General features: G+C 71.5%; 1 pseudogene. It reads right to left on the bottom strand.

Going from position 1 to position 291, the window contains the following annotated elements:
- Positions 1-70: 70 nt before the first annotated feature.
- Positions 71-291 (bottom strand): annotated as a pseudogene (locus ELR45_RS16010) (hypothetical protein); the annotation flags it as partial.

A 291-nucleotide genomic window follows, 5' to 3' on the forward strand; every position in this document is an offset into this window, starting at 1 on the left:
CGCGTGCCGCCGGCTGGGTCTGCGGCGACTGCCCGGCCCACGACGACGGAGGAGGGCCGCTAGCGTGACGTCAGGGCTGAGCGAGCGCGTCGACCTCGGCGGGGGAGAGGGCATGGTCGATCACCATGACCGCGGCCCCAATGATGCCGGCGCGCTCGCCGGTCCGGGATCCCACGATCCGCACATGTTGCGTGGCCAGCGGTAGCGACCGCTGGTACGTAAGGCCGTCTTCCAGCGGTAGCGACCGCTGGAAGACGGCCTCACGTACGCCCGCGATCAGGTGCTCTCCCG

The sequence above is a fragment of the Phytoactinopolyspora endophytica genome (assembly GCF_004138495.1).
GTDB classification, from domain to species: Bacteria; Actinomycetota; Actinomycetes; order Jiangellales; family Jiangellaceae; genus Phytoactinopolyspora; species Phytoactinopolyspora endophytica.